Origin of the sequence: Streptococcus sp. C300 (assembly GCF_000187645.1) — a bacterium.
GTDB classification, from domain to species: domain Bacteria; phylum Bacillota; class Bacilli; order Lactobacillales; family Streptococcaceae; genus Streptococcus; species Streptococcus oralis_CQ.
This window is the reverse complement of sequence record NZ_GL732468.1, coordinates 157,081-179,646: the sequence shown is the minus strand read 5'-3', so window position 1 is coordinate 179,646 and position 22,566 is coordinate 157,081. Positions and strand designations below refer to the sequence as shown.

General features: G+C 41.1%; 21 protein-coding genes and 2 pseudogenes. 22 read left to right on the top strand and 1 reads right to left on the bottom strand.

What is annotated here, in order from left to right:
* Nucleotides 1-200 precede the first annotated feature (200 nt).
* From HMPREF0849_RS07140 to HMPREF0849_RS10570, 7 genes and pseudogenes are all read left to right on the top strand, one after another.
* A pseudogene (locus HMPREF0849_RS07140) lies at nt 201-710 on the top strand (carbohydrate ABC transporter permease); the annotation flags it as partial.
* 445 nt (nt 711-1,155) lie between these two features.
* A complete protein-coding gene (locus tag HMPREF0849_RS07135; protein WP_000575430.1) occupies nt 1,156-1,608 on the top strand; it encodes a YhcH/YjgK/YiaL family protein in 453 nt (150 codons plus the stop codon).
* Nucleotides 1,609-1,628: 20 nt separating this feature from the next.
* Nucleotides 1,629-2,273 (top strand): YesL family protein, encoded by a 645-nt coding sequence (locus tag HMPREF0849_RS07130; RefSeq protein ID WP_000057501.1) that lies wholly within the window; start codon nt 1,629-1,631, stop codon nt 2,271-2,273.
* 171 nt (nt 2,274-2,444) lie between these two features.
* Nucleotides 2,445-3,362, top strand: coding sequence for a dihydrodipicolinate synthase family protein (locus HMPREF0849_RS07125; RefSeq protein ID WP_001281466.1), 918 nt, complete (start codon nt 2,445-2,447; stop codon nt 3,360-3,362).
* 17 nt (nt 3,363-3,379) lie between these two features.
* Complete coding sequence (locus HMPREF0849_RS07120) at nt 3,380-4,264, top strand: ROK family protein (RefSeq protein ID WP_000150264.1); 885 nt, start codon at nt 3,380-3,382, stop codon at nt 4,262-4,264.
* Nucleotides 4,265-4,619: 355 nt separating this feature from the next.
* Nucleotides 4,620-4,988 carry an EXLDI protein gene (locus HMPREF0849_RS07115; protein WP_000455801.1) on the top strand — a complete coding sequence of 123 codons (369 nt, stop codon included), beginning with the start codon at nt 4,620-4,622 and terminating at the stop codon, nt 4,986-4,988.
* Nucleotides 4,989-5,159: 171 nt separating this feature from the next.
* Nucleotides 5,160-5,300, top strand: a complete 141-nt coding sequence (locus HMPREF0849_RS10570) for a hypothetical protein (protein WP_198002048.1) — start codon at nt 5,160-5,162, stop codon at nt 5,298-5,300.
* An 84-nt stretch (nt 5,301-5,384) separates the two neighbouring features.
* On the opposite strand, the gene HMPREF0849_RS07110 is transcribed toward HMPREF0849_RS10570, so the two are convergent.
* Entirely contained in the window at nt 5,385-6,236 is an 852-nt protein-coding gene (locus HMPREF0849_RS07110; RefSeq protein ID WP_001039474.1) for a MurR/RpiR family transcriptional regulator, read from the bottom strand.
* A 255-nt stretch (nt 6,237-6,491) separates the two neighbouring features.
* Here HMPREF0849_RS07110 and pbp2b point away from each other — a divergent pair, with 255 nt between their 5' ends.
* From pbp2b to ileS, 15 genes and pseudogenes are all read left to right on the top strand, one after another.
* Entirely contained in the window at nt 6,492-8,534 is a 2,043-nt protein-coding gene (gene pbp2b, locus HMPREF0849_RS07105; protein ID WP_001224837.1) for a penicillin-binding protein PBP2B, read from the top strand.
* Nucleotides 8,535-8,544: 10 nt separating this feature from the next.
* Complete coding sequence (gene recR / locus HMPREF0849_RS07100; protein ID WP_000966752.1) at nt 8,545-9,141, top strand: recombination mediator RecR; 597 nt, start codon at nt 8,545-8,547, stop codon at nt 9,139-9,141.
* A gap of 173 nt (nt 9,142-9,314) precedes the next feature.
* Nucleotides 9,315-10,358, top strand: a complete 1,044-nt coding sequence (locus HMPREF0849_RS07095) for a D-alanine--D-alanine ligase (protein ID WP_000814665.1) — start codon at nt 9,315-9,317, stop codon at nt 10,356-10,358.
* 84 nt (nt 10,359-10,442) lie between these two features.
* Nucleotides 10,443-11,816: a UDP-N-acetylmuramoyl-tripeptide--D-alanyl-D-alanine ligase gene (locus HMPREF0849_RS07090; RefSeq protein WP_000778730.1), complete on the top strand. Its 1,374-nt coding sequence runs from the start codon at nt 10,443-10,445 to the stop codon at nt 11,814-11,816.
* The gene (locus HMPREF0849_RS07085) at nt 11,803-12,414 is read left to right on the top strand and encodes an NUDIX hydrolase N-terminal domain-containing protein (RefSeq protein WP_000994197.1); all 612 of its coding nucleotides are present in this window, start codon (nt 11,803-11,805) and stop codon (nt 12,412-12,414) included. Before HMPREF0849_RS07090 ends, HMPREF0849_RS07085 begins: the two co-directional genes overlap by 14 nt.
* 199 nt (nt 12,415-12,613) lie before the next feature.
* Complete coding sequence (locus tag HMPREF0849_RS07080; RefSeq protein WP_001055269.1) at nt 12,614-13,318, top strand: YwaF family protein; 705 nt, start codon at nt 12,614-12,616, stop codon at nt 13,316-13,318.
* 236 nt (nt 13,319-13,554) lie between these two features.
* Complete coding sequence (gene ftsA, locus HMPREF0849_RS07075; protein WP_000196342.1) at nt 13,555-14,925, top strand: cell division protein FtsA; 1,371 nt, start codon at nt 13,555-13,557, stop codon at nt 14,923-14,925.
* Nucleotides 14,926-14,941: 16 nt separating this feature from the next.
* Nucleotides 14,942-16,198: a cell division protein FtsZ gene (ftsZ, locus tag HMPREF0849_RS07070; protein ID WP_000144263.1), complete on the top strand. Its 1,257-nt coding sequence runs from the start codon at nt 14,942-14,944 to the stop codon at nt 16,196-16,198.
* A 3-nt stretch (nt 16,199-16,201) separates the two neighbouring features.
* Nucleotides 16,202-16,873 (top strand): YggS family pyridoxal phosphate-dependent enzyme, encoded by a 672-nt coding sequence (locus HMPREF0849_RS07065; RefSeq protein WP_001049615.1) that lies wholly within the window; start codon nt 16,202-16,204, stop codon nt 16,871-16,873.
* Nucleotides 16,874-16,882: 9 nt separating this feature from the next.
* Entirely contained in the window at nt 16,883-17,413 is a 531-nt protein-coding gene (locus tag HMPREF0849_RS07060) for a cell division protein SepF (protein ID WP_000053370.1), read from the top strand.
* Nucleotides 17,413-17,673 (top strand): YggT family protein, encoded by a 261-nt coding sequence (locus HMPREF0849_RS07055; protein WP_000576501.1) that lies wholly within the window; start codon nt 17,413-17,415, stop codon nt 17,671-17,673. The genes HMPREF0849_RS07060 and HMPREF0849_RS07055 overlap by 1 nt, the downstream gene beginning before the upstream one ends.
* Nucleotides 17,670-18,461 (top strand): YlmH family RNA-binding protein, encoded by a 792-nt coding sequence (locus HMPREF0849_RS07050; RefSeq protein ID WP_000217810.1) that lies wholly within the window; start codon nt 17,670-17,672, stop codon nt 18,459-18,461. The genes HMPREF0849_RS07055 and HMPREF0849_RS07050 overlap by 4 nt, the downstream gene beginning before the upstream one ends.
* Nucleotides 18,462-18,469: 8 nt before the next feature.
* On the top strand, nt 18,470-18,724 hold the full coding sequence (locus HMPREF0849_RS07045; protein ID WP_000028989.1) for a DivIVA domain-containing protein: 255 nt from the start codon (nt 18,470-18,472) through the stop codon (nt 18,722-18,724).
* Nucleotides 18,725-18,740: 16 nt separating this feature from the next.
* Nucleotides 18,741-19,535 carry a DivIVA domain-containing protein gene (locus HMPREF0849_RS07040; protein WP_001123190.1) on the top strand — a complete coding sequence of 265 codons (795 nt, stop codon included), beginning with the start codon at nt 18,741-18,743 and terminating at the stop codon, nt 19,533-19,535.
* Between the two features lie 253 nt (nt 19,536-19,788).
* Nucleotides 19,789-22,566 (top strand): annotated as a pseudogene (ileS, locus tag HMPREF0849_RS07035) (isoleucine--tRNA ligase); the annotation flags it as partial.

Genomic DNA, 22,566 nt, shown 5'->3' with positions numbered 1-22,566 from the left:
AGTTTATCTAGCGAGGATTATCTAGGCAATTATGAAGCAGCAAAAGTGGCTATCGATGCCATTTACCAAGCAGATTAGGAGAAAATTAATGAAAACAGTAACTAAAAAAATACACACAATTTATCGAAAACTTTAACAATGTCCATGCTGAAGCCCGCAAGATCGGTTTTGCAGGGATCATGCGCCTGCTCTGGAAAGATCTCTTTGCAGTCTTTATCGCTGCCATGGCTCTTCCAAAACAAGTTGTCCTTGTACCATTGGTACGTATCGTCAACTTCATGGGAATTCACGATACTCTTTGGGCAGTTATCCTGCCTTTGATTGGATGGCCATTCGGGGTCTTCCTTATGAAACAATTCAGTGAAAATATCCCTACAGAATTGCTTGAATCAGCTAAAATCGACGGTTGTGGTGAGATTCGTACTTTCTGGAGCGTAGCCTTCCCTATCGTGAAACCAGGATTTGCAGCCCTTGCGATCTTTACCTTCATCAATACTTGGAACGACTACTTTATGCAGTTGGTTATGTTGACTTCACGTCAAAACTTGACCATCTCACTCGGGGTTGCGACCATGCAGGCCGAAATGGCAACCAACTATGGTTTGATCATGGCAGGTGCAGCTCTTGCAGCAGTGCCAATCGTAACCGTCTTCCTTGTCTTCCAAAAATCCTTCACTCAAGGGATTACTATGGGAGCGGTTAAAGGTTAAGACCTTGCGAAAATCGAGTTTAAACGACGTTAGCGTTACCTTGCCATACTTAAGTATTGCCTGCGGTTAGCTTCCTAGTTTGTTCTTCGATTTTCGTTGAGTATAAGAGAATACAGAGTTATAAGTGTCTACAAAATGGAGAGTATGCAGTTACTTCGTGAAGTTTTGTCAGACACTTATAAACTTACGAATGAACTCTTTTCATGATACTAGTTAGAGTAGGTTCGTTTTATTGTTGCTATTTCCCGCTTTAGTGGTATCTAAGATAAGCAACTTACGCTTATCTTAGACGGAATTTTTGAGACTGATGATGAAGGAGTGAAAGGCTCAAAAATTAGGAATGAAATTCCGAAGGAATTTGCTTCCGTCCGCACTGTTACAGGGAGATAGAGGAAGGATAATTCGGAACTGAAAACTAGTAACTATCAGAAACGAAGGAAACAGTATGATTTTTGACGATTTGAAAAACATCGCCTTTTACAAGGGGATCCATCCCAACCTAGACAAGGCTATCGACTATCTCTATCAGCACCGTAAGGATTCTTTCGAACTCGGTAAGTATGAGATTGACGGGGACAAGGTCTTTCTAGTTGTTCAGGAAAATGTCCTCAATCAAGCTGAAAATGATCAGTTTGAGCACCATAAGAACTATGCAGACTTGCATTTACTGGTAGAAGGACATGAATATTCGAGCTACGGTTCACGTATCAAAGATGAAGCAGTAGCATTCGACGAAGCGAGTGACATTGGTTTTGTCCATTGTCATGAACGCTACCCACTCTTGTTGGGCTATCACAATTTTGCGATTTTCTTCCCAGGAGAACCTCACCAGCCAAATGGCTACGCAGGGATGGAAGAAAAAGTTCGCAAGTATCTCTTTAAAATTTTGATTGATTAAAAGAATCAGGAGGAGCAAACATGGCACAAAAAGGAGTAAGCCTTATCAAGGCAGCATTTGATACAGATAATTTTCTCATGCGTTTCAGTGAGAAGGTCTTGGATATCGTCACAGTCAATCTTCTTTTTGTCGTCTCTTGTTTGCCCATCGTGACGATTGGAGTGGCGAAAATCAGCCTCTATGAAACCATGTTTGAGATTAAGAGAAGCAGACGGGTACCAGTCTTTAGAACTTATCTAAGAGCCTTCAAGCAAAATCTGAAACTGGGTTTCCAGTTAGGTTTGCTAGAGTTGGGCATAGTTTTGCTAAGTCTTTTAGACCTCTATCTTTTCTGGGGCCAGACAGCTTTACCTTTCCAGATTGTGAAAGCTATTTGTTTGGGGATTCTCATCTTCCTCACTCTGGTGATGTTGGCTAGTTATCCCATCGCTGCACGCTATGATTTGTCTTGGAAAGAAGTGCTGCAAAAAGGGCTTATCTTGGCAAGTTTTAACTTTCCTTGGTTCTTCCTCATGTTAGCCATTCTCTTTCTCATAGTGATGGTTCTTTATCTATCCGCCTTCACTCTCCTTTTGGGTGGGTCAGCTTTTATCCTCTTTGGTTTTGGTTTGCTGGTCTTTCTCCAAGCAGGATTGATGGAGAAAATTTTCGCCAAATACCAGTAGGATGAGGTATTTCTGAAACTACTTTCAATCGTTACAGTTTCTAAAATACAAGTAGAAACTAAAATCTAAGTGTATACAAGATATTGAAAGCGATTTTCACAAGGTGTATACTAAATTTGTAAAAAATAGAACTGCTCTCAGCAGAAAAAAAGAAATCTTAGGAGAAAATCTATGTCAGATTTGAAAAAATACGAAGGTGTCATTCCAGCCTTCTACGCATGTTATGATGATCAAGGAGAAGTCAGTCCAGAGCGTACGCGTGCCTTGGTTCAATACTTCATTGATAAGGGTGTTCAAGGTCTCTATGTCAATGGTTCTTCTGGTGAATGTATCTACCAAAGTGTGGCAGACCGCAAGTTGATTTTGGAAGAAGTCATGGCAGTTGCCAAAGGAAAATTGACTATCATCGCCCATGTTGCCTGCAACAATACCAAAGATAGTATGGAGCTTGCTCGCCACGCGGAAAGCTTGGATGTAGATGCCATTGCAACGATTCCACCGATTTACTTCCGCTTGCCAGAATACTCAGTTGCCAAATACTGGAATGATATCAGTGCTGCAGCTCCAAACACAGACTACGTGATTTACAATATTCCTCAATTGGCAGGTGTTGCTTTGACTCCAAGTCTCTACACTGAAATGTTGAAGAATCCTCGTGTTATCGGTGTTAAGAACTCTTCTATGCCAGTTCAAGATATCCAAACCTTTGTCAGCCTTGGTGGAGAAGACCATATCGTCTTTAATGGTCCAGATGAACAATTCCTAGGTGGTCGCCTCATGGGTGCCAAAGCTGGTATTGGTGGTACTTATGGTGCTATGCCAGAACTCTTCTTGAAACTTAATGAGTTGATTGCTAAGAAAGATTTGGAAACAGCGCGTGAATTGCAATACGCTATCAACGCAATCATTGGTAAATTGACTGCTGCAAATGGAAATATGTACGGTGTGATCAAAGAAGTCTTGAAGATTAATGAAGGACTTAACATCGGATCAGTTCGTTCGCCATTGACGCCAGTAACCGAAGAAGATCGCCCAGTTGTAGAAGCAGCAGCACAATTGATTCGTGAAACCAAGGAGCGCTTCCTCTAATCCATAAGGAGGTATTTATGACACACTACGTTGCAATTGATATCGGTGGAACCAACATCAAATATGGTTTGATTGACCAAGAAGGCCAACTTGTTGAATCGCATGAAATGCCAACTGAGGCGCAAAAGGGTGGACCTCATATCTTACAAAAGACAAAAGATATCGTAGCCAGCTATTTAGAAAAAGGCCCAGTAGCAGGTGTTGCCATTTCTTCGGCAGGGATGGTGGATCCTGATAAGGGTGAGATTTTCTATGCTGGTCCTCAGATTCCCAACTATGCAGGAACCCAGTTCAAGAAGGAAATTGAGACGAGATTTGCGATTCCTTGTGAGATTGAAAATGATGTCAACTGTGCAGGTCTGGCTGAGGCAGTATCTGGTTCAGGCAAGGGAGCGAGTGTCACACTTTGCTTGACCATTGGAACAGGTATCGGTGGTTGCTTGATTATGGATGGGAAAGTTTTCCATGGATTTAGCAATTCAGCTTGTGAAGTCGGTTATATGCATATGCAGGATGGGGCTTTTCAAGATTTGGCTTCTACGACAGCCTTGGTAGAGTATGTAGCAACAGCTCATGGTGACTCAGTCGACCAGTGGAATGGGCGACGCATCTTCAAGGAGGCCACAGAAGGAAACAAGGTCTGCATGGCTGGCATTGACCGTATGGTAGATTACCTCGGGAAAGGTCTGGCAAATGTTTGCTACGTTGCCAATCCAGAAGTGGTCATTCTCGGTGGCGGCATCATGGGACAGGAAGCTATTCTGAAACCTAAAATTCGAAAGGCTTTGAAAGATGCACTTGTTCCAAGTTTGGCAGACAAGACTCGACTTGAGTTTGCCCACCATCAGAATACTGCTGGTATGCTAGGTGCCTATCATCATTTCAAAACAAAACAATCCTAGTTTGGAATTATAGAATTAAGCAGAACACTTAATCACTAGTTGAGTGAAAAATGTTTTGCTTAATTTTTTTTGATGATAGAAAAACTGTCAAGTATATGAAAAGTAGTGGAAAGACAAAGAGAATTACAAAAAAAGAACGATAGGAGCAGATTTCCTACCATCGAAAAATATATGAGAGGAGATAGCCCTAGAAGACGGAACAAGCACTCTACTTTTTTTCTAAATACTAAACCTAGTCCAAAAAGAAAAAAGTGATATAATGAGATGAACGAGAATTTGACAAATTGGAATTTTGTTTTCCTTGGGTTCCTTGGTTTTCACTTTTGTCCAATTTTTGAATATATGGAGGTAAATTATGGAATATAAAGAAATAAAATTAAACGTTTCAAATAATAAAATCAGAGAATATAAGCAATTTGAAGGCATGAAATTATATTCTGATTTTTTCAAATCTGAAGACGGAAGAAAATTAACTAATAAAAGAGTATATGTTACAAGAAAACAAAATTATGTTTATTATGAAAGAACGGATGTGAATTGGAATTATTGGTCGAATAAAGATAGTTATAATTCAGATTTTATTCCAGATAGTGTTGAACATGATATTATTTTTGAAATTTCTTCAGAACTAAGCACCTTTAGTAAACATTTAGGAAAAGAACTGATTGAAAAAATAGAGTTAAAATATAAAAATGGAGAGATTTTAGAAATATTAGACATTTAATCCACTGGTTTAATTAGAGTAATTATTAAAATATAAGATCTTTATACTCATATATTCAAATCTCGGTTTGTAGAAGCGAAACAATTAAATAAAACCATTAAAGAGGAAGTTAAAGTAAATAGCGATACTTCCTTTTTGTTGTCAAACATTCAAAAACGGAATGGAAGATTTATGGAAGAATTGAAAAGCCCAGATAAAAAAGGCATTAGCACAAAGAGAAAGATTGGGAAGATCACCTATGCTCCAATTATCATTTTATACTCAATGAAAATCAAAGAGCAAAGTAGGAAGCTAGCCGTAGGCAGTACTTGAGTACGGCAAGGCGAAGCTGACGTGGTTTGAAGAGATTTTCGAAGAGTATCAAAACAAAAACAATCCTAGTTTGGTTAAGCCAAACTAGGATTTTCTAACGCGTTTTTGCCTACGATAGCCATTGAGTTTTTTATTTTCCCAATAACTATTAAAGATTTTTTCCTTGCTCTCGCGATTGATTTCTAAAAAGTAGGCATAAATCAAATCTATTAAAATGAGCATAGGGAGTTGAGCGGAAATACGCTGGATGTAAGAAGACTGACTATGACTTGCGACAAGGACTGTTTCGGTATAGGCCTGACTGTTTTTGTTTGGAGCGCTGGTAAAGAGGATGGTCTTGGCCCCCATGTCCTTGGCATCCAGCAAACTATCGAGGACGGATTGAGTAGTGCCTGATAGAGAAAAGCCAAGTACCAGACAATTTTCATCCATGATACTAGTCGTCCAAGCAAAGCCATCCTGATCGGTCAAAGCTTCACAGACAACACCTAGACGCATAAAGCGCAGTTTCATCTCACGGGCAATCAGACCAGAACTTCCCGTCCCAAAAAAGTAAACTCGTTCAGCGTCATCGATTAATTGGGCAACTCGTTCCAGTTGTTCTTCGTCAATCAAATCCTGAGTTTGTTCTCGCATGATACTGTAGCTTCTCAAAACACGTTTAGTCAAAGGACTGTGTTTGTGCGAATGAGTGTCCGGTTTACTAGCCTGATGCTGGTATTGAAAGACGAACTCTCGGTAGCCTGCAAAACCACACTTTTTGGCAAAGCGGGTCAAGGCTGCTTGGGAGATATGTAATTTCTGGGTAACTTGCTGAGAAGAGAGATCATCTTGGATCGTTTCAGCTTGCAAAAAATAGCGAGCGATTTCTTGCTCGAGCTCGGTTAATTCTTCAAAATGGAGGTCGATTATGGTTGCGATATCTGGCTTGTTCATGAGGCTCCTTTTTATGAGTCAAAGTCTTAAAAGTTAACGCTTTCCTAACTATTACTATCATTATATCATAGAAAATAGGATAACCAAATAAAAAGGCATTTTCAGTTAAAAGTCAAAAAATGCTTCGACTTTTCCAAGAGTTTCTCCGTAAAATATGGTACAATGAAATGTACTGAGCTTTACCTATTTACTCTATTATTTTAGGGAAAATAAAGGTGGAAATCGGGAATTTTTCTAGAAAAGAGTCTTAGTTGTATGAGAAAATTTAATAGCCATTCGATTCCGATTCGGCTTAATTTATTATTTGCGATTGTTATCCTGCTCTTTATGGCCATTATTGGTCGTTTGTTATACATGCAGGTGCTAAATAAAGATTTTTATGAAACAAAATTGGCTTCAGCCAGCCAAACAAGGGTAACAACCAGTTCAGCTCGTGGACAGATCTATGATGCGGCAGGGAAACCCTTGGTAGAAAATACTGTCAAGCAAGTTGTTTCTTTCACACGAAACAATAAAATGACAGCAGCTGAATTGAAGGAGACAGCCAAGAAACTCCTCACATATGTAAATGTAACCTCCCCTGATCTGACTGATCGACAAATTGCAGACTATTACTTGGCGGACCAGGATATTTACAAAAAAACAGTCGAATCCTTGCCAAGCGATAAACGCCTGGATTCAGATGGGAACCGCTTATCGGAAGCGACACTTTACAATAATGCGGTTGAAAGCATTGACGTGAGTCAACTTAATTATACAGATGACCAGAAAAAGGAAATCTATCTCTTTAGTCAGCTCAATGCTGTTGAAAATTTTGCAACAGGAACCATTTCTACGGATGCCTTAGATGATACCCAAGTTGCTCTCGTTGCATCAGCGTCCAAGGAATTACCAGGTATCAGCATTTCAACCTCATGGGATCGTAAAGTCTTGGACACTTCTTTATCGACAATCGTCGGTAGCGTTTCAAATGAAAAGTCAGGACTTCCAGCTGAGGAAGTTGATGCTTATCTCAAAAAAGGGTATTCTCTCAATGACCGAGTGGGAACTTCCTATCTTGAAAAGCAATATGAAGATGTTCTTCAAGGCAAACGTTCCGTCAAGGAAATCCACCTCGACAAACACGGAAATATGGAAAGTGTGGAAAATGTTGAAGAAGGAAGCAAAGGAAACAATATCAAGTTAACGATTGACCTAGCTTTCCAGAATGGTGTGGACGACCTACTCAAGAGCTACTTCAACTCAGAGTTGGGTAACGGTGGAGCAAAGTACTCTGAAGGGGTTTACGCCGTAGCCCTCAATCCTAAAACCGGTGCAGTTTTGTCTATGTCAGGGCTCAAACATGACTTGAAAACGGGAGAGTTAACACCTGATTCCTTGGGAACGGTAACCAATGTCTTTGTCCCAGGTTCGGTTGTTAAGGCAGCAACTATCAGCTCTGGTTGGGAAAATGGAGTCTTGTCAGGCAATCAAACCTTGACAGACCAACCGATTGTCTTCCAAGGTTCAGCTCCGATTAATTCTTGGTACACTCAGGCCTACGGTTCATTTCCGATTACAGCTGTAGAAGCTTTGGAGTATTCATCTAATGCCTACATGGTTCAAACGGCTTTGGGTATCATGGGTCAAACTTATCAACCTAATATGTTTGTTGGAACTAGTAATTTGGAATCAGCTATGGGGAAATTGCGTGCGACATTTGCGGAATATGGTCTAGGTGCTTCAACGGGCATCGACCTTCCAGATGAGTCAACTGGTTTTATACCAAAAGAGTATAATTTTGCTAATTACATTACCAATGCATTTGGCCAGTTTGATAACTATACTCCAATGCAATTGGCCCAGTATGTTGGAACCATTGCCAACAATGGTGTTCGGATTGCACCTCACATTGTTGAGGGGATTTATGGAAATAATGAACAAGGTGGTTTAGGCAGTCTGGTTCAAGAAACAGCCACTAAGGAACTAAACAAGGTCAATATCTCAGAATCAGATATGGCTATCTTGCAGCAAGGTTTCTATCAAGTTTCGCATGGAACGAGTGCTCTGACAACTGGTCGTGCCTTTTCAAATGGCGCAGCCGTTTCCATCAGCGGGAAAACGGGTACTGCTGAAAGTTACGTTAATGGCGGTCAAAAAGCCAATAATACCAACGCAGTCGCCTATGCACCGACCGAAAATCCCCAAATCGCGGTCGCAGTCGTCTTTCCTCATAACACCAACCTTACAAACGGTGTCGGACCTTCGATTGCACGCGACATTATCAATCTTTATCACCAACACCATCCAATGAATTAGAAAGGAACTTATGCTGTATCCAACACCTATTGCCAAGCTGATTGATAGCTATTCAAAGTTACCAGGTATCGGGATTAAAACGGCTACCCGCCTAGCCTTCTATACCATTGGAATGTCTGATGACGATGTCAATGAATTTGCCAAAAATCTCCTGTCTGCTAAACGGGAATTGACCTATTGTTCCATCTGTGGCCGTTTAACGGATGATGATCCTTGCTCGATCTGTACGGACCCGACTCGAGACCAGACAACCATCTTGGTGTTAGAGGATAGTCGCGATGTGGCTGCTATGGAAAACATCCAAGAATACCATGGACTCTATCATGTCTTGCACGGCCTCATTTCTCCGATGAATGGTATCAGCCCAGACGATATCAACCTCAAGAGTCTCATGACCCGTCTTATGGATAACGAGGTTTCAGAAGTGATCGTGGCAACCAATGCGACGGCAGATGGCGAAGCGACCTCTATGTACCTTTCTCGTTTGCTCAAGCCAGCTGGTATCAAGGTCACTCGCCTAGCACGAGGTCTAGCCGTGGGAGCAGATATCGAGTATGCGGACGAGGTCACCCTCTTACGAGCTATTGAAAATCGGACAGAGTTGTAGGAGTAGACAATTTACGAACTAAATTTATTCATAAGAAAATTAAGGAGACCGACTTTGATGTTATTGGTCTCCTTTTATGTTTCTTGAATTCTAGTACCATGTTCAAGTTTCAAAAAAGAAGCAAATATGATATACTAAAGAACGAGTATTCTATTAGAATTAGGACAAGTAATATGAAACAAACGATTATTCTTTTATACGGTGGACGTAGTGCAGAGCGTGAAGTCTCTGTCCTTTCAGCTGAAAGTGTTATGCGTGCGGTCAACTACGACCGTTTCACAGTCAAGACTTTCTTCATCAGCCAGTCAGGTGACTTTATCAAAACGCAAGAATTTAGCCAGACTCCAGGTCAAGAAGATCGTCTCATGACCAATGCGACTATTGACTGGGACAAGAAAATAGCGCCAAGTTCCATCTATGAAGAAGGTGCAGTGGTCTTTCCAGTTCTTCATGGCCCAATGGGAGAGGATGGCTCTGTTCAAGGATTCTTGGAAGTTTTAAAAATGCCTTATGTCGGCTGCAATATCTTGTCATCCAGCCTTGCCATGGATAAAATCACGACTAAGCGTGTCTTGGAGTCTGCCGGGATTGCTCAAGTTCCTTATGTAGCCATCGTCGAAGGTGATGATGTGACTGCTAAAATAGCTGAAGTTGAAGAAAAACTGACTTATCCAGTCTTCACGAAGCCGTCAAACATGGGTTCTAGTGTCGGTATTTCTAAGTCTGAAAACCAAGAAGAACTCCGTCAAGCTTTGGAGCTCGCCTTCCAATATGACAGTCGTGTCTTAGTAGAGCAAGGGGTGAATGCGCGTGAAATTGAGGTTGGTCTCTTGGGCAACTACGATGTGAAGAGCACTTTGCCAGGTGAAGTGGTCAAGGATGTTGCCTTCTATGACTACGATGCCAAGTATATCGATAACAAGATTACCATGGACATCCCAGCCAAGATTAGTGATGATGTGGTAGCTGTCATGCGTCATAATGCAGAAACTGCCTTCCGTGCGATCGGTGGCCTCGGTCTGTCTCGTTGTGATTTCTTCTATACAGATAAGGGCGAGATTTTCCTAAACGAGCTTAACACCATGCCAGGTTTTACTCAGTGGTCTATGTATCCACTACTTTGGGACAATATGGGAATCAGCTACCCAGAACTAATCGAGCATTTGGTTGACCTTGCTAAGCAAAGTTTTGACAAGCGCGAAGCGCATTTGCTATAAAAATGAAAGAGAGGGTAGAAGCCAGAACTATCACTGCATGGTGACTAGAGTTCTTGGACTTCAACCCTTTTTAAAGGAGTAGAAATGAAATTAACAATCCATGAAGTTGCCCAAGCTGTTGGAGCTAAAAATGACGTTAGTCTTTTTGCGGATGCTCAGTTAGAAAAGGCTGAGTTTGACAGTCGTTTGATTGGGACAGGTGATTTATTTGTGCCTCTCAAAGGTGCGCGTGATGGTCATGACTTTATCGAAACGGCTTTTGAAAATGGTGCAGCAGTAACCCTCTCTGAGAAGGAAGTAGAAGGTTATCCTTACATTCTAGTAGACGACGTGTTGTCTGCCTTTCAAACCCTCGCAGCTTACTATCTTGAAAAAACGGCAGTTGATGTCTTTGCCGTTACGGGTTCAAATGGTAAGACAACGACCAAGGATATGTTGGCGCATTTACTGTCAACAACCTACAAGACCTACAAAACTCAGGGCAATTACAATAACGAGATTGGTCTTCCTTATACTGTTCTTCATATGCCTGATGATACTGAAAAGTTGGTCTTGGAGATGGGGCAGGATCACTTGGGAGATATCCATCTCTTGTCTAAATTGGCTCATCCTAAGACAGCCATTGTGACCTTGGTTGGAGAGGCTCATTTGGCCTTTTTCAAAGACCGTTCGGAGATTGCTAAAGGGAAGATGCAAATTGCTGATGGTATGGCACCAGATTCTTTGCTTTTGGCACCAGCTGACCCGATCGTAGAGGACTACTTGCCTACAGATAAAAAAGTGGTCCGTTTTGGGCAAGGAGCTGATTTAGAAGTCACAGACTTGATTGAGCGCAAGGATAGTCTGACCTTTAAGGCGAATTTTTTGGGACAAGCCCTCGATTTGCCAGTGACAGGTAAGTACAATGCTACCAATGCTATGATTGCTGCTTATGTGGCTCTTCAAGAAGGAGTGTCAGAGGAGCAAATTCATCAGGCCTTCCAAAATCTGGAATTGACGCGTAACCGTACTGAGTGGAAGAAAGCAGCCAATGGAGCAGATATTCTGTCTGATGTATACAATGCCAATCCAACTGCTATGAAGTTGATTTTAGAGACTTTTTCGGCTATTCTAGCCAACGAAGGAGGAAAGAAAATCGCTGTCTTGGCGGACATGAAGGAGCTCGGTGACCAGTCTGTTCAACTCCATAACCAGATGATTTTGAGTCTCTCACCAGATGTGCTTGATACCGTTATTTTCTATGGAGAAGATATCGCAGAATTGGCCCAACTTGCCAGTCAAATGTTTCCAATCGGTCACGTTTTCTACTTCAAAAAAACAGCTGATGAGGACCAATTTGAAGACCTAGTCAAGCAGGTTAAGGAAAGCCTCGGTGCCAATGACCAAATTTTGCTTAAAGGCTCTAACTCCATGAATCTAGCCAAGTTGGTAGAAAGTTTAGAAAATGAATGCAAGTGATTTTGCCAAGTATCTGCAAAGAATGCTAGCCATTACGGATACTGGATTAACCTTTACAAAAGATCCTTTCGACCGTGAGCGTTACGAGGACTTGCGAAGTCTGTTATCTGAAATGTTGAATCAGGTATCAGACCTTGATGCAGAAGAAGTGGCAGAAGTCTTGAAACCAACGTCCGCTTATGCAACTCCTCTGATGGACGTCCGTGCTTGGATTGTTGAGGATGAAAAAGTATGTTTAGTTAGAGGAAAAGGTGAGGATAGTTGGGCTTTGCCAGGTGGTTTTGGTGAAGTTGGCTATTCTCCAACCGAAAATATTCTTAAAGAAATTGAAGAAGAAACCGGCTTTACAGCAAAAGCTGAAAGGTTACTTGCAGTTTTTGATACCAATCGTTTCCAACTACAGAGCAAACAATATGCAAAGTTTGTCTTTGAATGTAAGCTTCTTGATGGACAATTTCAAGAAAATCAAGAAATTGCTGAGCTTCAATTTTTTGCCATTGACCAATTGCCAGTCTTATCTGAAAAACGCATCACCAAGGAGCAAATGGAGATTATTTGGCAAGTTTATAAAGGACAAAGAGACCAATATATCGATTAGTTTATGCTAGAGAAGTCGACAAATCAAAAAAGGGTATCTACAAGGTGCATTTCTGCAATACAAATGATATAATAGGTTGCGAATTTAAGACTCAAGTATTCTATGCATGGCATAGAATCAAGTTTTTTCAAAAAATTTAAAAGCTGGGGGGAGTGAATTTTTTTTTACTGCCTCTAGCTAGATGAACGAGGAATAGAATATGAATTTGTGGGATAAATTATTTACCACACAGATATCAGAACCGCCCCAGTTTGAACTTCACTGGTACATTGGTTTGTTATGTTTATTGGCTCTTACTTTTTATGCTTCTTATCGTTTTCGCGACAAAGTTGCTTACCAGCGTTTTATTCAGATTCTTCAGTCTGTTCAACTGATTGTTCTGTATAGCTGGTATTGGGGGAATCTCATGCCTCTGTCAGAAAGTTTGCCCTTCTATCATTGCCGTATCGCCATGTTTGTGATGCTCTTAATTCCAGGGACATCCAAGTACAAACAGTACTTTGCCCTTTTAGGAACTTTTGGAGCAACAGCAGCACTGGCTTACCCACTCTTTGATCCCTACCCATTTCCACACGTGACCATTTTGTCCTTCATTATCGGACATGTTGCCCTTTTAGGAAATGCGCTCCTATACTTGTTTAGAAACTATCAACCTTCCCTTCTCGATTTGAAGAATGTGGTGGTGATTACCTTTGCCTTAAATGGCTTGATATGGGTTGTCAACTTAGTTGTAGGTGGGGATTATGGCTTTTTAAACAAACCACCACTTGTTGGAAGTTTCGGCCAGCCCTTAAATTATCTCATTGTTTCGACTGTTATAGTGATAGCAATTCGCTTAACAGGGAAATTAGTAGAAAATTTTTTACAACAAAAATCGGAAGAATTTATTCAAGAGAAGATCTAAAATGATCTTCTCTTTTTTGGATTTTTAAGAAACAAAAAGGAAATTGTGAACGTTAACTTCAAATAATCTCTTAGAAGAAGAATTTTTCTAGAATTTTCTCAAAAAACATGCAGGAATTTTATCAAAAACTAAGCACGATTGGATTTTTTGTGTTATAATATTCTTTGAATAGCTATGCCCAAACATAGTTATTAAATAGAAGTGAGAAACTTGGAAGACAGAGAGGATGCGATGTAATGACTAGAGATGGTTTTTTTACAGGCTTAGATATCGGAACTAGCTCGATTAAAGTGCTAGTAGCTGAGCATAGAGATGGCGAAGTAAATGTAATTGGTGTTAGTAATGCCAAAAGTAAAGGTGTCAAAGACGGAATTATTGTTGATATTGAAGCAGCTGCTTCAGCAATCAAATCCGCAATCACACAGGCAGAAGAGAAAGCTGGTATTTCTATTAAGTCTGTTAACGTTGGCCTTCCAGCAAACCTCTTGCAAGTTGAACCAACACAAGGAATGATTCCTGTAACTTCAGATACCAAAGAAATCACGGATCAAGATGTTGAAAATGTTGTCAAATCAGCTTTGACTAAGAGCATGACTCCTGACCGTGAAGTGATTACCTTTATTCCAGAAGAATTCATCGTGGATGGTTTCCAAGGTATCCGTGACCCTCGTGGTATGATGGGTGTTCGCTTGGAAATGCGTGGCCTGCTTTACACAGGTCCTCGTACGATTCTACACAATCTTCGCAAGACGGTTGAGCGTGTAGGTATTCATGTTGATAATGTGATTATTTCACCTTTGGCAATTGTCAACTCCGTTCTTAACGAAGGCGAACGCGAATTTGGTGCGACTGTCATTGACATGGGTGGAGGTCAGACTACTGTAGCGACTATCCGCAACCAAGAATTGCAGTTCACTAACATCTACCAAGAAGGTGGAGATTACGTTACTAAAGACATTTCTAAAGTCTTGAAAACATCTCAAAAAATTGCAGAAAGTTTGAAACTGAACTATGGTGAAGCTTACGTTCCACTAGCAAGTAACGAAACTTTCCAAGTTGAAGTAATTGGTGAAGTAGAACCTGTTGAAGTAACAGAAAGCTACTTGGCAGAAATTATCTCAGCACGCATCAAACATATCTTTGACCAAATCAAACAAGAGTTGGAAAGAAGACACTTGTTGGATTTGCCAGGAGGTATCGTCCTTATCGGTGGAAATGCAATTTTGCCAGGAATTGTTGAATTAGCCCAAGAAGTATTTGGTGTTCGCGTAAAACTCCATGTACCAAATCAAGTTGGAATTCGCAACCCTGCATTTGCTCACGTGATTAGCTTGTCTGAGTTTGCTGGTAAATTGACTGAAGTCAATCTTCTTGCTCAAAAAGCAGTTAAAGGAGATGAGTTCCTTCGTCAAAAACCAATCAACTTTGGCATTCCAAATCAACGTTTGAATCCAGTAGCGCAACCAAGTCCAGCACAAGCAGCTCCAGCTGAAACTGTGACGGATGCTCCAGTTGCTCCTAAGGAAGAATTCCAAGCAAGTTCTCAAAGTAAACCGAAGCTAACAGAACGTTTCCGTGGTTTGATCGGAAGCATGTTTGATGAATAAAAGAGGATAAGAAATTATGACATTTTCATTTGATACAGCAGCAGCTCAAGGCGCAGTTATTAAGGTAATTGGTGTCGGTGGTGGTGGTGGTAACGCCATCAACCGCATGGTTGACGAGGGTGTTGCTGGTGTAGAATTTATCGCAGCCAACACTGATGTACAAGCCCTTAGCAGTACGAAAGCAGAAACAGTTATCCAACTTGGTCCAAAATTGACTCGTGGTTTGGGTGCTGGAGGACGTCCAGAAGTTGGACGTAAAGCTGCAGAAGAAAGTGAAGAAGCTTTGACGGAAGCTATCACTGGAGCGGACATGGTCTTTATCACTGCAGGTATGGGTGGTGGATCTGGTACAGGTGCAGCCCCTGTTATTGCACGTATCGCTAAAGATCTTGGTGCTCTTACAGTTGGTGTTGTGACACGTCCTTTCGGATTTGAAGGAAGCAAACGTGGCCAGTACGCTGTAGAAGGAATCAACGAACTTCGCGAGCATGTTGATACTTTGTTGATTATCTCTAATAACAACTTGCTTGAAATCGTTGATAAGAAAACGCCACTTCTTGAAGCTCTTAGCGAAGCAGATAATGTCCTTCGCCAAGGTGTTCAAGGGATTACTGACTTGATCACGAACCCAGGATTGATTAACCTTGACTTTGCTGACGTGAAAACTGTAATGGCAAACAAAGGAAATGCTCTTATGGGTATCGGTATCGGTAGTGGTGAAGAACGTGTTGTTGAAGCAGCTCGTAAAGCAATTTACTCTCCACTTCTTGAAACAACTATCGATGGTGCAGAGGATGTCATCGTCAACGTTACTGGTGGTCTTGACTTGACCTTGATTGAAGCAGAAGAAGCTTCAGAAATTGTCAACCAAGCAGCTGGCCAAGGTGTAAACATCTGGCTTGGAACATCAATTGACGAAAGCATGAAGGATGAAATCCGTGTTACAGTTGTAGCGACAGGTGTTCGTCAAGAGCGAGTGGAAAAAGTAGTTGGAGCTCGTAACAACCAACCAGTTGGACGTCCAACAACTAAAGCTCCACAAGCGCACACATTTGACCGTCAATTCGACTTGGAAGAGACAGCAGAATTGCCTAAATCAAGCCCACGTCGTTTTGAAACAAACCAAGCGTCTGCTTTTGGAGACTGGGACTTGCGTCGTGAGTCTATTGTGCGCCAAACAGATCCAGTTGTTTCACCAGTAGAACGCTTCGAAACACCAGTTTCACAAGATGAAGATGAATTGGATACACCTCCATTCTTCAAAAATCGTTAATCAATGAATTTGAAAAAAAATACTGAATTAGTTTTTCAGCAAATAGCTGATGCTAGTCAAGAAGCCAACCGTGCTCTAGATGCTGTTTCAGTAATCGCAGTGACAAAGTATGTAGATGTACAAACAGCGGAAGCCTTGCTTCCGCTTGGTGTCCGTCATATAGGTGAAAATCGAGTCGATAAATTTTTAGAAAAATATCAGGCCTTGAAAGATTACCCAGTTACTTGGCATTTAATAGGAACACTACAGAGACGGAAAGTGAAAGAAGTAATCCCATATGTGGATTACTTTCATGCTTTAGATTCCCTTAAGTTAGCCCAGGAAATTCAAAAGAGAACAGATCATGTTATCAAGTGTTTCTTGCAGGTCAATATTTCTGGAGAAGAAAGCAAGCATGGGTTTTCAAAAGAAGAATTGCTAGAACTTTTGCCAGAATTGGCTAAGTTAGATCAGATTGAGTATGTTGGTTTAATGACCATGGCTCCTTTTGAGGCAGACAGTGATGAATTGAAAGAAATTTTCAAGGATACGCAGGCTCTGCAAGCAGAAATTAGAGAAAAACAAATCCCTAATATACCGATGACAGAGCTAAGCATGGGAATGAGTCGTGATTTTAAAGAAGCGATTCAGTTCGGCTCAACCTTTGTTCGAATTGGTACAGCATTTTTTAAATAGGAGAGAGCTATGTCTTTAAAAGATAGATTCGATAAATTTATAGATTATTTTACAGAAGACGGAGAAGAAACGACTAACTACCAGACTCAACAAGAGGAAACAGTTAGCCCAGCCATCTCAACTTCTAAAGAATTACCAGCACCTGCTCAGTCAGGATCAGCAAAAGATGCAAATATTACTCGTCTTCATGCGCGACAGCAAGAATTGGCAATGCAAAGCCATCGTTCAGATGAGAAAGTGACAATTGACGTTCGCTATCCAAGAAAATATGAAGATGCAACTGAGATTGTAGATTTGTTGGCTGGAAATGAAAGTATTTTGATTGATTTCCAATATATGACAGAGGTTCAAGCCCGTCGTTGCCTTGATTACTTGGACGGAGCCCGCCATGTCTTAGCTGGGAATATGAAAAAAGTTGCGAGTACGATGTATCTATTGACGCCTGTCAACGTTATCGTGAATATTGAAGATATCAAACTTCCAGATGAATCACAAAGCGCTGAGTTTGGTTTTGATATTAAACGAAATAGAGCAAGATAATGATTTTCTTAATCCGTTTAATCCAAAATGCGGTTAGCATTTATTCCATCATTCTCGTTGCATTTGCTCTTCTTTCATGGTTTCCAAATGCCTATGAAAGCCAACTAGGTCGCTTAGTTATCAGACTTGCTCGCCCAGTTATTGAGCCACTTCGTAAGCTCAATCTACAATTTGCTGGTCTTGATTTTACAGTTTGGGCAGCGCTGATTTTGATTCAGTTTGTTGGAAATCTCTTAACACGACTAGTCCTATTACTATGACAGTAAATCGAGCCATTTATCAGCATTTTTCCCAAGATGATATTCCCTTTATTGATAAGGGATTAGAGTGGATCAAGCGGGTAGAAGATACATATGCACCGGTACTTACTCCTTTTATCAATCCCCATCAGGAACAGATCTTAAGGGTGCTAGCTGGGACATATGGACTGGGTTGCCAAAGTAGTGGTGATTTTCTTCCGACAGAGTCGGTTCGAGTTCTTCTCTATCCAGATTACTTTGAACCGGAGATATCAGACTTTGAAATGGCCTTGTTGGAAATTTGCTATCCGAGTAAGTTTGAACAACTGAGTCATGGAAAAATATTGGGAACAATCATCAACCAACTAGGAATTGACCGTAAATTATTTGGTGATATCTTGGTAGATGAAAAGAGAGCACAGATTTTTGTCAATCGTGATTTCATTCCTCTTTTTCAGGATGGAATAAGAAAGATTGGCAGACTTCCTGTATCGCTGGAGGAACGTCCTTTTACCGATAGGATTTTGTCTAAAATTGATTATAGAGAACGAGAAATTTTAGTTTCGAGTTTTCGATTGGATGCCCTCTTATCAAGTGCCTTGAAATTATCTAGAAATCAAACTAGTCAACTGATTGAGAAAAAATCTGTCCAGGTGAACTATCATCTGGTTGAAAAAAGTGATTACCAGGTCGCAGTTGGAGATTTGATCAGTGTGAGAAAGTTTGGTCGTTTGAAAGTTGTCAAAGACAATGGTCAGACCAAAAAGGATAAGAAAAAACTAATAGTCCGGCTACTTTTAAGCAAGTGAGAAAAAATATGTCGATTACACCACAAGAAATAAGTGATAAAGCTTTCTCAAGAACATTCAGAGGCTACAATCAGGAAGAAGTTGACCTCTTTCTAGATAAGATTTACTTTGAATTAGAGAAGATGATTCGATACAAAGATGAAACTGAACTCTATATCAAAAAACTAGAAGAACGTCTTTCCTATTATACGAATGATATTCCTAAGAGAACAGTAACAAGCGAGCAAGAACCAGAAGCAATTAATGATTCTATTTTTTATTAAGTAAGTGAGGAAAAGTATGCCAATTACATCGTTAGAAATTAAAGATAAAACCTTTGGTACAAGATTTAGAGGTTTTGATCCAGAAGAAGTAGATGAATTTCTGGATATCGTTGTTCGTGACTACGAAGACTTGGTTCGTAGCAATCACGATAAAGAGACACACATCAAGAGTTTGGAAGAACGTTTGTCTTACTTTGATGAGATGAAGGATTCCTTGAGTCAGTCAGTTTTGATTGCTCAAGATACTGCAGAGCGTGTTAAACAAGCTGCTCAAGAACGTTCAAACAATATTATTCAACAAGCTGAACAAGATGCTCAGCGTTTGCTTGAAGAAGCGAAATACAAGGCAAATGAAATTCTCCGTCAGGCTACAGATAATGCGAAGAGAGTGGCTGTTGAGACAGAAGAGTTGAAGAACAAGAGCCGTGTATTCCATCAACGCCTCAAGTCTACGATTGAAAGTCAGTTAGCAATTGTTGAGTCATCTGATTGGGAAGATATTCTTCGCCCAACAGCTACTTACCTTCAGACAAGTGATGAAGCCTTTAAAGAAGTGGTGGGTGAAGTTCTTGGTGAAACTGTATCTTTACAACCAGAGGAAGAACCTATTGATATGACTCGTCAATTCACACCAGAAGAGGTTGCTGAATTACAAGCTCGTATCGAGGCTGGCAACAAAGAATTAGCTGAGTTTGAAGCTCAACAAAATCAACAGACAGAAGAAAGTGACCAGCATGAAGAGTCAGTTGAAGTAGAAGCTACTGCAACAACTGAGGACGATGCAAACAAAGAATCTGTTCTTATCCTATAAAAAAAATGTGAGAACAAGATCCAACCAACTATATTTTCAGCGAGCGGGAGATGGTGAGAGTCCTGCAATCCCTAGTGGTTAGATTATCCTCTCAAGCAATCCAGTCCGAAAACAGTAAGACTAGACGTCCCCCACGTTACGGGAAAAGAGGAAAAGAGACCCTGTCTTTTTTCGAACAAAGGTGGTACCACGATTTTCGTCCTTTTTGCGAATCGTGGTTTTTATTTTGTCATTTTAAATTAAAGGAGTAACAATGAAACTTAAAGAAACCCTCAATCTAGGGAAAACAGACTTTCCTATGCGTGCTGGTCTTCCAACCAAAGAACCAGTTTGGCAAAAAGAATGGGAAGAAGCAAAACTTTACCAACGTCGTCAAGAATTGAACCAAGGAAAACCACATTTCACCTTGCATGATGGACCTCCGTATGCAAACGGAAATATCCACGTTGGACATGCCATGAACAAGATTTCTAAAGATATTATTGTTCGTTCTAAGTCTATGTCTGGATTTTACGCTCCTTACATCCCAGGTTGGGATACTCATGGTCTGCCAATCGAACAAGTCTTGGCAAAACAGGGTGTTAAACGCAAAGAAATGGACTTGGTTGAGTACTTGAAACTTTGCCGCGAGTACGCTCTTTCTCAAGTTGATAAACAACGTGAAGACTTTAAACGTTTGGGTGTTTCTGGTGACTGGGAAAATCCTTATGTGACTTTGACTCCAGACTATGAAGCAGCTCAGATCCGTGTCTTTGGTGAGATGGCTAAAAAAGGCTATATCTACCGTGGTGCCAAGCCAGTTTACTGGTCATGGTCTTCTGAGTCAGCCCTTGCTGAAGCGGAAATTGAGTACCATGACTTGCTTTCAACTTCCCTTTACTATGCTAACCGCGTCAAAGACGGAAAAGGTGTTCTAGATACGGATACTTATATTGTCGTATGGACCACTACACCATTTACCATTACAGCCTCTCGTGGTTTGACAGTTGGAGCAGATATTGATTATGTATTGGTACAACCAGCTGGTGAATCTCGTAAGTTTGTAGTTGCTTCAGAATTATTGAATAGTCTTTCTGAGAAATTTGGTTGGGCGGATGTTCAAGTCTTGGCGACTTACCGTGGTCAAGAATTGAACCACATTGTGACAGTCCACCCATGGGATACGGCTGTAGATGAGTTGGTAATCCTGGGTGACCACGTTACGACTGACTCTGGTACTGGTATTGTCCATACAGCCCCTGGTTTTGGTGAGGACGACTACAATGTTGGTGTTGCCAACGGCCTTGAAGTTGCTGTAACAGTTAACGAACGCGGTATTATGATGGAAAATGCTGGTCCTGAATTTGCGGGTCAGTTCTATGACAAGGTTGTGCCGACTGTTATCGAAAAACTGGGCGATTTGCTCCTTGCTCAAGAAGAAATCTCTCACTCATACCCATTTGACTGGCGTACCAAGAAACCAATCATCTGGCGTGCTGTTCCACAGTGGTTTGCCTCTGTATCTAAATTCCGCCAAGAAATCTTGGATGAAATTGAAAAAGTGAAGTTCCACTCAGAATGGGGTAAAGTTCGTCTTTACAATATGATTCGTGACCGTGGCGACTGGGTTATCTCTCGTCAACGTGCTTGGGGAGTTCCCCTTCCTATCTTCTATGCTGAAGACGGAACGCCAATCATGACTGCTGAGACTATTGAACATGTAGCTCAACTCTTTGAGGAACACGGTTCTATCATCTGGTGGGAACGTGATGCTAAGGACCTCTTGCCAGAAGGATTTACTCATCCAGGTTCACCAAATGGCGAGTTCAAGAAAGAAACAGATATCATGGACGTATGGTTTGACTCAGGTTCATCATGGAATGGAGTAGTGGTCAACCGTCCAGAACTCAAATATCCAGCAGATCTATACCTTGAAGGTTCTGACCAGTACCGTGGTTGGTTCAACTCATCACTTATCACATCTGTTGCTAACCATGGCGTTGCTCCTTACAAACAAATCTTGTCACAAGGTTTTGCCCTTGATGGTAAAGGTGAGAAGATGTCTAAATCTCTTGGAAATACCATTGCTCCAAGTGATGTTGAAAAACAATTTGGTGCGGAAATCTTGCGTCTCTGGGTAACAAGTGTGGACTCAAGCAATGACGTGCGTATCTCTATGGATATCTTGAGCCAAGTCTCTGAAACTTACCGTAAGATCCGTAACACTCTTCGTTTCTTGATTGCCAACACATCTGACTTTAACCCAGCTCAAGACGCAGTAGCTTACGATGAGCTTCGTTCTGTTGACAAGTACATGACCATCCGCTTTAACCAGCTTGTGAAAACGATTCGTGATGCTTATGCCAACTTTGAATTCTTGACAATCTACAAGGCCTTGGTGAACTTCATCAACGTTGATTTGTCAGCCTTCTACCTTGACTTCGCTAAAGACGTTGTTTACATCGAAGGTGCCAAATCACTCGAACGCCGTCAAATGCAGACTGTGTTCTATGACGTTCTTGTCAAAATCACCAAACTCTTGACACCAATCCTTCCTCACACTGCAGAAGAAATCTGGTCATATCTTGAGTTTGAAGCTGAAGAATTTGTTCAATTGTCAGAATTGCCAGAAGCAGAAACTTTTGCCAACCAAGAAGAAATCTTGGATACATGGTCAGCCTTCATGGATTTCCGTGGACAAGCTCAAAAAGCCTTGGAAGAAGCGCGTAATGCAAAAGTTATCGGTAAATCACTCGAAGCACACTTGACAGTTTATCCAAATGAAGTGGTGAAAACTCTTCTTGGAGCAGTGGATAGCAATGTAGCTCAACTTTTGATCGTGTCAGAATTGAACATCGCTGAAGGTACAGCTCCAGAAGGCGCAGTTAGCTTTGAGGATGTTGCCTTTACAGTTGAACGCGCTGCAGGTGAAGTTTGTGACCGTTGCCGTCGTATCGACCCAACTACTGCAGAACGCAGCTACCACGCAGTTATCTGTGACCACTGTGCAAGCATCGTAGAAGAAAACTTTGACGGATGCAGTTGCAGAAGG

Bases quoted from the DNA above. Each gene is read 5' to 3' on its own strand.
- HMPREF0849_RS07135 (WP_000575430.1), top strand. From the start codon at position 1,156: ATGATTTTTGACGATTTGAAAAACATCGCCTTTTACAAGGGGATCCAT.
- HMPREF0849_RS07130 (WP_000057501.1), top strand. From the start codon at position 1,629: ATGGCACAAAAAGGAGTAAGCCTTATCAAGGCAGCATTTGATACAGAT.
- HMPREF0849_RS07125 (WP_001281466.1), top strand. From the start codon at position 2,445: ATGTCAGATTTGAAAAAATACGAAGGTGTCATTCCAGCCTTCTACGCA.
- HMPREF0849_RS07120 (WP_000150264.1), top strand. From the start codon at position 3,380: ATGACACACTACGTTGCAATTGATATCGGTGGAACCAACATCAAATAT.
- HMPREF0849_RS07115 (WP_000455801.1), top strand. From the start codon at position 4,620: ATGGAATATAAAGAAATAAAATTAAACGTTTCAAATAATAAAATCAGA.
- HMPREF0849_RS10570 (WP_198002048.1), top strand. From the start codon at position 5,160: ATGGAAGAATTGAAAAGCCCAGATAAAAAAGGCATTAGCACAAAGAGA.
- HMPREF0849_RS07110 (WP_001039474.1), bottom strand. From the start codon at position 6,236: ATGAACAAGCCAGATATCGCAACCATAATCGACCTCCATTTTGAAGAA.
- pbp2b (WP_001224837.1), top strand. From the start codon at position 6,492: ATGAGAAAATTTAATAGCCATTCGATTCCGATTCGGCTTAATTTATTA.
- recR (WP_000966752.1), top strand. From the start codon at position 8,545: ATGCTGTATCCAACACCTATTGCCAAGCTGATTGATAGCTATTCAAAG.
- HMPREF0849_RS07095 (WP_000814665.1), top strand. From the start codon at position 9,315: ATGAAACAAACGATTATTCTTTTATACGGTGGACGTAGTGCAGAGCGT.
- HMPREF0849_RS07090 (WP_000778730.1), top strand. From the start codon at position 10,443: ATGAAATTAACAATCCATGAAGTTGCCCAAGCTGTTGGAGCTAAAAAT.
- HMPREF0849_RS07085 (WP_000994197.1), top strand. From the start codon at position 11,803: ATGAATGCAAGTGATTTTGCCAAGTATCTGCAAAGAATGCTAGCCATT.
- HMPREF0849_RS07080 (WP_001055269.1), top strand. From the start codon at position 12,614: ATGAATTTGTGGGATAAATTATTTACCACACAGATATCAGAACCGCCC.
- ftsA (WP_000196342.1), top strand. From the start codon at position 13,555: ATGACTAGAGATGGTTTTTTTACAGGCTTAGATATCGGAACTAGCTCG.
- ftsZ (WP_000144263.1), top strand. From the start codon at position 14,942: ATGACATTTTCATTTGATACAGCAGCAGCTCAAGGCGCAGTTATTAAG.
- HMPREF0849_RS07065 (WP_001049615.1), top strand. From the start codon at position 16,202: ATGAATTTGAAAAAAAATACTGAATTAGTTTTTCAGCAAATAGCTGAT.
- HMPREF0849_RS07060 (WP_000053370.1), top strand. From the start codon at position 16,883: ATGTCTTTAAAAGATAGATTCGATAAATTTATAGATTATTTTACAGAA.
- HMPREF0849_RS07055 (WP_000576501.1), top strand. From the start codon at position 17,413: ATGATTTTCTTAATCCGTTTAATCCAAAATGCGGTTAGCATTTATTCC.
- HMPREF0849_RS07050 (WP_000217810.1), top strand. From the start codon at position 17,670: ATGACAGTAAATCGAGCCATTTATCAGCATTTTTCCCAAGATGATATT.
- HMPREF0849_RS07045 (WP_000028989.1), top strand. From the start codon at position 18,470: ATGTCGATTACACCACAAGAAATAAGTGATAAAGCTTTCTCAAGAACA.
- HMPREF0849_RS07040 (WP_001123190.1), top strand. From the start codon at position 18,741: ATGCCAATTACATCGTTAGAAATTAAAGATAAAACCTTTGGTACAAGA.